Below are 11,307 nucleotides of genomic sequence, written 5' to 3' on the forward strand. Positions count from 1 at the left end.
CTGTGCGGCGTGGCGACCGATCGGTATGAAATTTAGTCCGCAAATAGGACATTCGCGGATGTTCCAGGCGTAACGGGCATTTTTGCTGTGCGCCTGGAACTTCTGCGCTACCCGACTCACCGAATCGAGGCCGTTTCCTTCGAGGGTTCGACAGTGGCGGGAATGAGCCGACGGCGCGGGAAGGGAGTCCACCAATTGGCCGGCCCCATGAGTTTGACCAACGCGGGCACCAGCAGCATGCGGACCAAGGTGGCATCGATCAGCAACGCGATGATCATGCCGAGTCCGAGAAAACGCATGGGCGTCAACGGAGAAAGAGTGAAGGCACCGGTGACGATAACGAGCAGCGTCGCGGCGGCCGTGATGACGCGGGCGGTCTTGAGCGTCCCGATGCGGACCGACCCGGCGGTATCGGCCCCCGCCGCATGCGCCTCCACCATGCGGGACAGCAGGAAAACCTCGTAGTCGGTGGACAAACCGAAGACGACCGCGATGATCAGCACGAGCATGCCCGCGGCGAGCGGACCCGGACTGATACCGAGGACACCCGCGAGATGGCCGTCGTTGAATATCCAGGTGAGCACGCCGAAGGTGGCGGCAAGACTGAGGAAGGCCATCGCTACGGCCTTGAGCGGCAATACGATCGATCGGAACGCCGCCGCGAGTAGCAGCACGGTCGCGCTCACCATGGCCAGAATCATCCAGGGCATGGCGCGCACGATGGAGTGCACGCTGTCGACGGTGGCGGCGGTGTCGCCACCGATCCGCAGGAACGTGCCGTCCGGGGGCATCAACGCACGGATGTCTTGCACAGTGGCAGAGGCGTTTTCGCTGCGGTCGGTGTCGTCGAGGAACGCGTGGAACACGACGAAATCCTCGGCCCGGCCCACCTGGAACACCTGCCGGACCCCGTCGACTCGGCCGAGTCCCGTGCTCGCGGCATCCACCGCGGCCGATTGCGGCGGACCGTCGATGCCGTGCAACACCGCCGTGACACCGCTGCTCGCCGCAGGGAACGTGGCGGTGAGTTCCTCGACGGTGCTGCGCATTTCGTTGCCCGCGGGCAAGGCGCGATGATCGATGTCGCCGAGCTTCGCCCCGGTGAGTGGCAGGGCGAGCAGCACAAGTATCGCGCCGACCACGATGGTGACGAGGCCTGGCCTGCGCAGCACCGCGTCCACCACCCGCCCCCAGAACCGCTCGGTGCGATCTTTGCTGCCCGCCTTACCGATTCGAGCACCGAACAGCGCGAGCATGGCGGGCAGCACGGTGAGCGAGAGACCGGCGGCGAGCGCGACCGCGGCGATCGCGCCGAACCCCAGCGACCGCAGCACCGCCTGCGGGAACACGAAAGTGCCAGCGAAGGCACAGATCAGCAGTAAAGCCGAGAAGGCGACGGTCCGACCGGCTGTCGCGCAGGTGCGTTCGATGGCGGACTCGATATCGCGCCCACCGGCCAGCTCCTCCCGGAATCGGGTCACCAGGAAAAGCCCGTAATCGATCGCCATGCCCAGCCCGAGCAGCGACGCGATATTCACCGCGAACGTGCTCACCTCGGTGAATTCGGTGAGCAGACGAATGGTGCCCATCGCGCCGAGCACCGCGAGCACCCCGACCGCGACCGGCAGCGATGCCGCGACCACACCACCGAACACCAGCACCAGGATCAGCAAAGTGAGTGGCAGCGAAAGGGATTCAGCCCGTACCAAATCGTGTTGCGACTGACTGTTGATCTGGGTCGCCAACGCGCTGTAACCGGAAAGCTTGGTGTCGATACCCGGAACCCGCAGCGCCGCTTCGATATCGGCATAGGCGGTGACGCGTCGATTGTCGTCACCCGCGAGAAACACCACCGCCAGCGCCTGCCGATTGTCGGCGGAGCGCAGGAACTGTTTACGCGGCGGCACACTGTTCCAATAGGTTTCGACCGGGCGCTCCAGCAGCGCGGGATCGATCCCGGCGAGCGCCTGTTGCACTCGAGGGCCGATGTCGTCGAGTGTCTGGCCGTCGGGCGCGGTGTACAGCGCGACCGCGTCGGGGGTCTGCGGGCCGAAGTGTTCCCGCACCAGCCGATCGACCGCGGCCGATTCGCTGTGCGGGTCATTGAATCCTGCCGCGCTGACCTTGTCGGCGGTATTCATCCCGAGCAGCCCGAACAGCAGCATCACCCCGACGACCACGGCGAGAACCGCGCGCGGCCGGGCGATGACAAACCGTGCCCAGCCGGTCATCGCGCCGGTAAATCTTGGGGCGCGAGATCGGCTTCCAGGGTGGCGGCGATCTTGTCCAGCAGGGCTTCCAGCCGCGGCTCGACGCCGGCGCCGTTGCGACAGGACACCGTCAGCTCGAGCTGCCCGCGCGACTCGACGATGCCGAACAGCATCGGCATCGCCCCGCTGTGCTGCGGCAGCACCCGCATCGTGCTGGGAGTCCAGCCGGGCACGGCCATCTCGTCCAGGTCGACGCTGCCCATGTGAGACACCGTGGCGGACACCATGTTCCGGTTGCACCGGGCGCCGAGCCAGTTGCTCACCCGCAGCACCGTGCGGATGGCGGCGGGCGGAAACTTCGACAGGCCGCCGTTGTCGAGCTGGTTCAACTCGGTCTTGCCTTGCAGCCCGGCCCGCATGCGGGCGCTGACCGTTTCCCAGCTGTCGCCGGGCGCTACGTCGACGAACAGCGGCAGCGCGAGATTCCCGGTCGAGCGCAGCGCGTGATCATGCCTGCGCAGGTCGACCGGCACCATGAAGCGAGACTTCGCACCGGCCTCGGCAGCGAGGATCGCCGAGACTCGCGCGACGATGCCCTTGCCGTTCGCGTGAATGGTGCGGTGCCGCAACAACCAGCGCGACGCGCTCGGATCCTGCCGCCCGCGTCCGGTCGCCGCCGGATAGGTCGGCAGCACCAGCGTCTGCTTGCCCGGCGCACCCACCTGCGCCACCAACTCGGCGTCGGATATCGGATCGGGCGCACCGACCGGCGCCACCCCGCGCAGCGCGCGAAGCACGTCGTCGGCCCACATCCGCATACCCATCCCGTCCATCACTCCGTGGAAGACACGGAATACCAGGGTGGTTTGTTCACCGGTCAGCAGCAGGACCTCGGTCGTCCGCTCCGGCGTCGGCCCGATCGGGCTGTTCAGCACCGCATCGTCTTCCAGCGTGGCGTAGTCGAGCGTCCAGCCCGGGACCACCCGAACCTGGGCGGGCACACCGCTGTCCACCCAGTAGCTGCCGTCGCGGACCAGCCGCGCACCGGGATTCGCTGCGGAGGCAGCGTCTACCGCGCGCTGCACCGCATTCGGGTCCAGGGTGCCGACGCCGTGCACGGCCAGGTGCATCAGGAACGGTGGCGACACTTCCCTGGTGAAGAAGTACAGGCGCTCGGTGGGCGAGATCTTCCGGCGGAAGACCGCGCCGGTGGCCCCACTCGTCGCCGGACGCACGGAATCGCTGCGCGAAGCTTGGTTCATTGGTGACCTCCGGTGCCGACTGGGTGCTGCGGTTCAGCGCAAATTTCGAGTGAGTTCGACGGCGCCGCCCTGGGTTTCGAGCCACGCCAGGAAGGTGGCCAGCCCGCTGTCCCGGTCGACCACCGGGGCATAGCCGAAATCGCGAGCGGCGGCGGCTGTGTTGTAGGTGGCGCTGCGCGTCATCAGTGCGACGGCGTAGCGCGACAGCGGCGGCGACCAACGGGTGGCGACCGCCGGTATGCGCCAGAGGGTTTCGACGACGCTGACCACCGCGTTGATCACCTTGGGATTGGGCTTGCGGCTCGGTGGTTCATTGCCGAGGTCGGTGGCCACGGCGCCGAGGAATTCCCAGACGTTCGTCTTCTCGGCATCGGCGACGAAATACGCCTTGCCGCCCACCGCATCCGAGGCCGCCGCCTTGACGCACGCCTCGACGATGTTGTCGACGTGGCACAGCGACGCGTACACGGTGCGCCCGAACGAGATGTCCGGCAGCGTCCCGGCACCGGTCTTGCCGAGCAGCCGCACGATTGGGCCGGACCGGTCGCCCGCGCCCCAGATCGCGCGCGGCCGCAGTGCGCACGTGGTGAAACCTGCTGTGTCGGCAGCTAATACGGCGCGTTCGGCGGCCGCCTTGGTCTCCGAGTAGAGGTTCAGGTAGCGCTGCGGGTACGGGACCGACTCGTCGATGTCGAGCTGGTCGCCGCCGTCGTAGTCCATCAACGCACTCGGGCTGGAGATGAAGACGAACCGGGAGGCGCCACCGCGACGCGCCGCGTCGAGCAGGTGTTCGGTCGCGCGGACATTTTCGTTCCAGAACTGTTCCCGCGTGCCGCGCTCGTCGACCCTTGCGGCACTGTGGAACACGATGTCGACGCCGTCGGTGGCGGCCACCAGCGACGCCGGATCGGTGAGATCGCCGTAGACCAGCTGTACCCGGTCGACGTCGGTGCCGAGATCGGTCAGCTTGCTGGTGCGCCGCACCAGAATCGACACCTCGTGCTCGCCGTCGCGGACCAGCCTGCGCACCAGCGCCCCACCGAGGAACCCGGAAGCGCCGGTCACCAACACTTTCGTCATTGCGTCTCCTGCGTTCGCCACCAGGTCATTCCGAAGATCTGCGTCAACACGGCCGTCTCGACGGGGGAGCGCCCCGAACCCTCGGCCGCCCGCAGCGCGGGCCGGATCTGGGCCGCGTGCACCACGACGCTGAGGAACGCGTCGATCCACCACGCGACGCGCAGCACCCGGTTCGTGGGCACCCGATCCGCCGCGATCGCCAGCACACCGCCGGCCAGGTACAACCAGCCGAGGATCGGAATCGCTCGCAGCGCCGTTGTTTTCGCGCTCATGCGTCCGCTCCGATCTGCTTGGCCGCCCACTGCGCGAGCTGCTCCCGGCCGATCTTGGCGTTGTGCCGGATGTCGACCGGAAAACCGGGATGGATCAGGAAATCCGCGATCGGGCGGGTGAGCTCGAACTCCGACCCGCGGGCCCGCAGCGCGGCCCCGACCGCCGCGCCGTCGGCCTCGGGCTTCAATTCGATGCACAGCACGGGGCGCTGCGCACCGCGCGCACCGACACCGACCAGCGCCGTCCGGGCAACGCCCGCAACGGTATTGAAGATCTGCTCCACCTGGACGGTGAACATCGGCCCGTCGGCGGTGACCACCCGCTGACTCTTGCGCCCGCAGAACCAGATTCGGCCCTCGTCGTCGATCCAGGCGAGATCGCCGGTGCGATGCCAGATCCGGTCGCCGTCGATGATCTTGCCCTGCCGGTTCGCCTCCGCCGGCCAGTAGTAATGCGTACTGACATTCGGGCCCGCGACAACCAGTTCGCCGATACCCCGCGGACTTTCGAGGTCACCGGCCAACTCCTCGACCTCTGCCCAGGTCGGTAACGGTTCGTCGGTGATGGCAACCACCCTGGCCTCGATCTGGTCGGCTGGTCGCCCGATGCAGGTGCCCTCGCCGCGGTGCGTCCGATCCACCAGACCGTCGAACAGTTCCCGGGATTCGATGAGAGACATCGGCAAGGCCTCGGTGGACCCGTAGCCGGCGAAGATCTGCACGTCCTCGGCCAGCACCTCGCGCAACCCGGCGATGCACCAGTCGGGTACCGGCGCGCCACCGGAGTAGATGCTGCCCAACGTCTTCAGCTCGATCGGCCGCTGCCGGAGATGCCGCAGCAGCGGGATCAACAGCGCGGGGGAGGCGAACATCGTCCGCACGCCGAACTTCTCGATCGCGTGCGCCACATGCGCCGGATCGGTGGAACCGACCTTGCTCGGGATCAACGGGGGTAGCACGCAACGCGACCCGAGCAGCAGATCGAGAATCCCGACCAGCGGCAACGTGATCAGCGAGGTCTCCGGCGCGATCCGGCCGCGAGCCGTGTGCACCTGCTCGACCATCGACGCCAGATTGCCGTGCGTCAGCTCGACCGCCTTGGCGGGTCCGGTACTGCCGGTGGTGAATCCGATCACCAGCACGTCTTCCGCGGCGCCGGGTACCCGCTCGGGCGCGACGCCGGACGGCGTGGTGCCCCACGCCGCCAGCCGTTCGCCACGCCAGAACCAGCGCTTGCCCACGGTCACCGTGGTCCGCACCTTGCGGAAGCTGCGCCGGAACAGCACCCGCACGGCGTGCGCGGGCGGGATGCCGATGAACGCCTCCGCTTCGACCGCGCGCAGGCAGTGCACCATCTTGCGCAGGCCCATCCCCGGGTCGATCACCACGGGCACGGCGCCGATCTTCAAGAGCCCGAACAGGATCGCGTAGAGCTCGGGACTCGGCAGCACCAGCACGATGGTGCGGGTGCCGGTGCCCACACCTGCCGCGGTGAGCCGCTCGGCGATCGCCTCGGACCAGTCGTCCAGCTCGCGGTAGGTGACGTGCCGATAAGACGGCAGGTCAGCGGATTTCGTCCCGTCGGGGTAGATGACCGCTTCTCGATCCGGTTCCGTGCGCGCGAAGGCCCGGAACCGGTCGATGGCCTGCCAGTAGGTCGCCGAGGTCACGCAGCCGCCCCGGCGAGTACCGGCAGCCGGTACAGCACCGCCGCCGCCGACGGGCCCGCGCCCGCCGCGACGAACAGCACGTGCGTGAAGTCCCGCAGCGTGTCCGAGACGACCGCGCGGTCGTAGGCCTGCGGCAGCGACGCCGTGTGCGGGTCGCCGTCGGTCAGGTCCGGCGTACGCACCGAACCCTGGTCGATGCCGAGGGCTTCCGCGAGCCGGGCCGGGAAGTCCGGGCTCGGTGTCGACGCGATGAGCGCCGTGCCGGCCAGGTCGCTGTGCACGGCGTCGGCGAGCGCCGCCCGAGCCGCCTCGCTGGCCACGCTCAGCAGCCGATCCGCGAAGCCGGGTTCCCGGTCCACGGTCATCAGGCCGCGGCCGACGGTGCCCATGGTGGCCGTGTCGACGTACGCCTCGACCGCCGGGGTGCCGTCACCGTTCACCGTGTGCACCCGGCCGAAGCCGTCCGGCTCGTCGGTGTGCTCGAGCAGCAGCGCGGCTCCCGAAGTGGCATAGGGGAAGTCGTCGGTCGCCGCCGAACGGGTCATCGACGGGTGACCGTCACCGGCGACGATGAGCACGTGCTCGGCGCTGCCGGTCTCCAGAATGGAGGTGGCGACCTGGACCGCGTTGAGCACGCCGGTCGCGCCGTTCATCAGGTCGAACGAGAAGGTCCGCGGATCGTTCTTCGCGTACTCCAGGCCGATGCCCGCCGCCTTCTGGATCAGCGCGGAGACGGCCGGTTCGACGGTGTTGGAGTCACGGAAGACACCGGCGTTGATCAGCACGCCGACCTGTTCGGGGCGGACACCGGCCCGCTCGAGGCTCTGCTTCGCGGCCAGGCCGCTGTTCTGCACACTGCTCTGCGTGTCGCGGCTGATGCCGATGGATTTGATGCGAACGCCCATGGCTGACCTCAGACCTTCAGAGACGAGATGGTGGTGGACAGGAAGCCGGTCACGATGCCGGACGCGGCGGGAATCATCAGCAGCTTCGAGCCTGCCGGGATGTTCTGGTCGCTGAGCTGATCGTGCAGAACGATGAAATGCGAAGTGGTGGAGGTGTTTCCGTATTTCTCGATGACCCGCAGATCCGGCGGCATCGGGGCGCCGAACTCGCGCTCGCAGATGGCGTTCATCCACGGGATCGCGGCCGCGCCGAACTGGTGGTGGATGACGTAATCGAACTTCTCGTCGGCGAAGGTGCGTCCGCGCGCCTGCAGGTAGTTGATCTGGCTGTCGGTGCCCAAAAGAAAGCGGTCTTCGTTGTGCATTTTGCGGTTATCGGTGTACAGCGCAACACCCTGGCTCTTGTCGCTCGGCATGCCGAGGCACAGCTCGGAGTACTCCGCTGCGGTCATCATCTCGATGTAGTGGATCTTGTCGTTGTCGTCGACCGCCTCGTCGAGCACGACCGCGGCGCCCGAGTCGCCCACCGACAGCGACGCGAACTGCAGATCGTATTTCTCGGAAATCTCGGCGACCGCGGTGTCGGCGATGGGAGTAATGGCCTCACCGCTCACCACCATGCCGTTGCGCACCGCACCGGAGCGGATCATCCGGTCGAGAATGTAAGTGCCGGTGAGCATCCCGGCGCAGGCGTTCGACACGTCGAAGGTAATGGCGTTCTTCGCCCCGATAAGGCGGCTTATCGAACCGGCGAAGGACGGCTCCATGTAGATGCGGCTGCCGTGGTTGCTCCGGGTGATCGAGGTGGAGATGATCACGTCGAGCTCGGCTGCTTCGTATCGCGACCTGGACAAACAGTCCTCCGCCGCCTTCATGGCGATCGCGAAGGAGTCCTCGTAGCTGTCCGGGTTCGTGTCGTGCACCCGGCGCTCTTTGACGCCGGTAATTTTCTCGAGATCGAAAGACGGCGGTTCCTTCAACCGGGAGAGCAGCTCCTGGGTGGTAACGATATTCGAAGGCAGATAGGCGCCGATGGATTCGAATCGTGAATGCGACACGCGCGCTCCTGGAAATCGTGGAAAGAAACGGTTCCGGATCGTCTCTGATCTTCGGTGCGACGGACACTACCCGACGGTAACTAGGAATGCCTATGGCACAGAGACGAGCTCCGGTTATGGTGCAGAAGTACATGTTTCGTGAAGTATCACTAACTGGTGATCGACTGGCTATGGGCCGGTCGGGAGGTCGAGCGGGGGCGAATAGTGCGGGTCGCCAAGGGTTTCCGGGGTCGGTGTGACAGTGTGGCCCGGTATTGTGCAAGGCGCCCGCTCGGCCAGCTAGCGAATCTTTAGCTAACATAGCGTCTCGGCGGAACAATGAGTAGCGTGTCGCTGCGATGTGAGTGACTTCACTGCGGGTTGGACGGCCGAATACCCGTCCGGCACATCCCGAGTCGTACAAGACTCAACTAGGTTGCGGCCGAACGGAACCCGCACCGGGCAGCGTGCGCCGCGGTAAAAGGGGCGCCGCGCCATTCATGCCTGCGCGCCGGATTACTGTCCGGGTCGTTAGGCTGGGGCATTCCGTCGACCAGTCGAGGAGATAGCGATGACAACCGCTACTGAGCACGTCGAGGTGCTCATTGTCGGAGCCGGACTGTCCGGCATCGGCGCGGCCTATCACCTGCAGCAGGCTTTCCCGCAGCGGACCTACTCGATCCTGGAGGGCCGCGACGCGATCGGCGGCACCTGGGATCTGTTCCGCTATCCCGGAATTCGCTCCGATTCCGACATGTACACCCTGGGTTACCGATTCAAGCCGTGGCTGGGCGACAAGTCGATCGCCGACGGCGATTCCATCCTCGACTACGTGCGCGACACCGCCGCGGAGAACGGCATCGACCGGCACATCCGCTTCGGGCATCGGGTGCGGCGCGCCGAATGGTCGTCGGCGGACAATCGCTGGACCGTGCAGGCCGAACGGACCGAGAGCGGCGAGACGGTCACGTTCACCGCAGGCTTCCTGCTCTCCTGCTCCGGCTACTACAGCTACGACGAGGCCTTCACGCCGGACTTTCCCGGCGTCGAGCAATTCGCCGGACCTGTTGTGCACCCGCAGTTCTGGCCCGAGGAGCTGGATTACGCGAACAAGAAGGTGGTGCTGATCGGCAGCGGCGCCACCGCGGTCACATTGGGTCCCACGCTCACCGAGCAGGGCGCGCACGTGACCATGCTGCAGCGCAGCCCGAGCTATATCGTTTCCCGGCCCGCCCGCGACGCCCTCGCGATGAAGCTGCGCCGCCGCTTGCCGCCGCGCGCCGCCTACGCGCTCATCCGAGCCAAGAACGTGGCGCTGGCCACGACGGTTTACCAACTGAGCCAACGCTATCCGGCGTGGGTGCGCGAACGCATCCGTGGCTATCAGGAACGCTGGCTGCCGCCGGGCTACGACATCGACACGCACTTCACCCCGAGCTACAACCCGTGGGATCAGCGACTCTGCCTGGCCCCCAACAACGATTTCTTCCGCGCCATCCGCAAGCGCAAGCTGGATATCGTCACCGATCGGATCGAGACGTTCACCGAGACCGGGCTGCGGCTGGCCTCCGGTGCGACGCTGGACGCCGACATCGTCGTCACGGCAACAGGATTGAACCTGCTCGCCTTCGGCGGCATCGATTTCGCGGTGGACGGGCGGCCGGTGACCCTGTCCGACAGCATGGCCTACAAGGCGATGATGCTGTCGGATGTGCCGAACTTCGCCTACATCATCGGTTACACCAACGCCTCATGGACGCTCAAGGCTGATCTGGTGTCGGAGTATCTCGTTCGGTTGCTCCGGCACATGGATGCGCGCGGTTATGCGCGCTGCACGCCGGTGCGCGACCCGTCGGTCGGTGCGGAATCGTTGTTCCTCAACTTCAATCCCGGATATGTGCAGCGGGCCGCGAGCCACTTCCCGATCCAGGGCGACCGCGCGCCATGGCGCTTACGGATGAACTATCTGCGCGACATGATCACGTTGCGGCACGGGTCGATCGCCGACGACGCGCTGCTCTTCGAGCGGGCGGAGCGAACCGAGCCGGTGGCGGTGCGGGATTGAGCCGGTGGCGGTGCGGGGCCTGCGCTAGGCCTCGGTGATCACCGAAGACCGCGCCCGCGCAATCTGTTCCAGCACGGTCGCGGCGTGCTCGTCGAATCGGGCCCGGGAGACCGGGATCTCGCCGTCCAGCCAGGGCCGGTAGAGGTAGGCGAGCGCGCCGAAGATGGCGCTCGCGTTGAGTGCGTTGTCGTGCTCGTCCGGTGCGGACTGGGAGTAGTCGCCGGCGCCGATCGTCAAGGCGATCGGCGCCGTGAATAAGCCGATGAGTTCGTTGGCCCGCGGCATCAGCACGGGGGTGGCCTGCGATTCGACGAACATGATCCGGCCGCGCCTGCGATCTTCCACCAGATAGTCGGTGAATATGCCGACCAGGTGACGGAACATGGCGTCACGCTCGATCGGCGCGGTGGGTAGCGCATCGAGTAGTCGGTCGCGGGCGCCGAGCACGACGGTGTCGAGCACGGTGGTCAGCAGCGCGTCCAGGTTCGGGAAGCTCTCGTAGAAATAGCGCTCGGTCAGCCCGGCCTGCCTGCACACCCCGCGCATCGAGGTTTCGGCGGCGCCGACGGTGCCCATCAGTTCGGTGCACGCCTCGATGAGCTGCTCGCGGCGGCCGGCGACCCGATCGGCGGGTGACCGTCCGCGCCAGCGGCGCATGCCCGGGATCGACCCGTCGTCTTCGGCGACCATGGCGCCATCTTCTCACACCGTCTTGTAGACATCGGATGATGTTGACAGCATCTGATGTCAGCAATAGATTGCCAGCATGCCGGGCCGCAGATCCCAGGCTGCCGGGCTTCGCCGAT

Annotated in this window: 9 protein-coding genes; 1 reads left to right on the plus strand and 8 read right to left on the minus strand. The window is 66.8% G+C overall.

Annotated features, from left to right (window positions below):
• Positions 1-116: 116 nt before the first annotated feature.
• The 7 genes from IBX18_RS36630 to IBX18_RS36660 are packed head-to-tail and all read right to left on the minus strand — an operon-like array spanning position 117 to position 8,457.
• On the minus strand, positions 117-2,231 hold the full coding sequence (locus IBX18_RS36630; RefSeq protein ID WP_194838033.1) for an MMPL family transporter: 2,115 nt from the start codon (positions 2,229-2,231) through the stop codon (positions 117-119).
• Positions 2,228-3,472 (minus strand): peptide synthetase, encoded by a 1,245-nt coding sequence (locus IBX18_RS36635; RefSeq protein ID WP_194838034.1) that lies wholly within the window; start codon positions 3,470-3,472, stop codon positions 2,228-2,230. The genes IBX18_RS36630 and IBX18_RS36635 overlap by 4 nt, the downstream gene beginning before the upstream one ends.
• A 33-nt stretch (positions 3,473-3,505) precedes the next feature.
• On the minus strand, positions 3,506-4,552 hold the full coding sequence (locus IBX18_RS36640) for an NAD(P)-dependent oxidoreductase (RefSeq protein ID WP_194838035.1): 1,047 nt from the start codon (positions 4,550-4,552) through the stop codon (positions 3,506-3,508).
• Positions 4,549-4,824 carry a hypothetical protein gene (locus IBX18_RS36645; protein WP_194838036.1) on the minus strand — a complete coding sequence of 92 codons (276 nt, stop codon included), beginning with the start codon at positions 4,822-4,824 and terminating at the stop codon, positions 4,549-4,551. Before IBX18_RS36645 ends, IBX18_RS36640 begins: the two co-directional genes overlap by 4 nt.
• On the minus strand, positions 4,821-6,494 hold the full coding sequence (locus IBX18_RS36650) for a fatty acid CoA ligase family protein (RefSeq protein ID WP_194838037.1): 1,674 nt from the start codon (positions 6,492-6,494) through the stop codon (positions 4,821-4,823). Before IBX18_RS36650 ends, IBX18_RS36645 begins: the two co-directional genes overlap by 4 nt.
• Positions 6,491-7,399, minus strand: coding sequence for a hypothetical protein (locus tag IBX18_RS36655; RefSeq protein WP_194838038.1), 909 nt, complete (start codon positions 7,397-7,399; stop codon positions 6,491-6,493). The genes IBX18_RS36650 and IBX18_RS36655 overlap by 4 nt, the downstream gene beginning before the upstream one ends.
• A gap of 8 nt (positions 7,400-7,407) precedes the next feature.
• A complete protein-coding gene (locus tag IBX18_RS36660) occupies positions 7,408-8,457 on the minus strand; it encodes a 3-oxoacyl-ACP synthase III family protein (RefSeq protein WP_194838039.1) in 1,050 nt (349 codons plus the stop codon).
• 550 nt (positions 8,458-9,007) lie between these two features.
• On the opposite strand from IBX18_RS36660, the gene IBX18_RS36665 reads away from it, so the two are divergent.
• A complete protein-coding gene (locus IBX18_RS36665) occupies positions 9,008-10,501 on the plus strand; it encodes an NAD(P)/FAD-dependent oxidoreductase (RefSeq protein WP_194838040.1) in 1,494 nt (497 codons plus the stop codon).
• A 24-nt stretch (positions 10,502-10,525) separates the two neighbouring features.
• Here IBX18_RS36665 and IBX18_RS36670 read toward each other — a convergent pair whose 3' ends face one another.
• Positions 10,526-11,191: a TetR/AcrR family transcriptional regulator gene (locus IBX18_RS36670; RefSeq protein WP_194838041.1), complete on the minus strand. Its 666-nt coding sequence runs from the start codon at positions 11,189-11,191 to the stop codon at positions 10,526-10,528.
• Positions 11,192-11,307: the final 116 nt, after the last annotated feature.

This window comes from Nocardia sp. XZ_19_369 (assembly GCF_015355715.1).
Taxonomy (GTDB): domain Bacteria; phylum Actinomycetota; class Actinomycetes; order Mycobacteriales; family Mycobacteriaceae; genus Nocardia.

Bases quoted from the DNA above. Each gene is read 5' to 3' on its own strand.
- IBX18_RS36645 (WP_194838036.1), bottom strand. From the start codon at position 4,824: ATGAGCGCGAAAACAACGGCGCTGCGAGCGATTCCGATCCTCGGCTGG.
- IBX18_RS36640 (WP_194838035.1), bottom strand. From the start codon at position 4,552: ATGACGAAAGTGTTGGTGACCGGCGCTTCCGGGTTCCTCGGTGGGGCG.
- IBX18_RS36670 (WP_194838041.1), bottom strand. From the start codon at position 11,191: ATGGTCGCCGAAGACGACGGGTCGATCCCGGGCATGCGCCGCTGGCGC.
- IBX18_RS36665 (WP_194838040.1), top strand. From the start codon at position 9,008: ATGACAACCGCTACTGAGCACGTCGAGGTGCTCATTGTCGGAGCCGGA.
- IBX18_RS36630 (WP_194838033.1), bottom strand. From the start codon at position 2,231: ATGACCGGCTGGGCACGGTTTGTCATCGCCCGGCCGCGCGCGGTTCTC.
- IBX18_RS36635 (WP_194838034.1), bottom strand. From the start codon at position 3,472: ATGAACCAAGCTTCGCGCAGCGATTCCGTGCGTCCGGCGACGAGTGGG.
- IBX18_RS36655 (WP_194838038.1), bottom strand. From the start codon at position 7,399: ATGGGCGTTCGCATCAAATCCATCGGCATCAGCCGCGACACGCAGAGC.